The organism is Citrobacter sp. TBCS-14, from assembly GCF_005280805.1.
GTDB classification, from domain to species: Bacteria; Pseudomonadota; Gammaproteobacteria; order Enterobacterales; family Enterobacteriaceae; genus Citrobacter; species Citrobacter gillenii.
In genome coordinates this window covers 1-215 of sequence record NZ_SZWM01001014.1, presented here as the reverse complement: position 1 = coordinate 215, position 215 = coordinate 1, and the positions used below count along the sequence as shown (strand labels likewise).

General features: G+C 57.2%; 1 protein-coding gene. It reads left to right on the top strand.

Translation table 11 applies throughout. The features are described 5' to 3' along the window. On the top strand, positions 1-215 hold a 215-nt coding region (locus FDX22_RS22680), incomplete at both ends, for an efflux RND transporter permease subunit (RefSeq protein ID WP_146717816.1).

The following is a 215-nucleotide window of genomic DNA, read 5'->3' as shown; positions in this document are numbered from 1 at the left end:
TCCGGTATCGGCTATGACTGGACGGGCATGTCCTACCAGGAACGGCTGTCCGGTAACCAGGCACCTGCCCTGTATGCGATTTCACTGATCGTCGTCTTCCTGTGTCTGGCGGCATTGTACGAGAGCTGGTCAATTCCGTTCTCCGTTATGCTGGTCGTTCCACTGGGGGTTATCGGTGCGCTGCTGGCGGCAACATTCCGTGGTTTGACCAACGA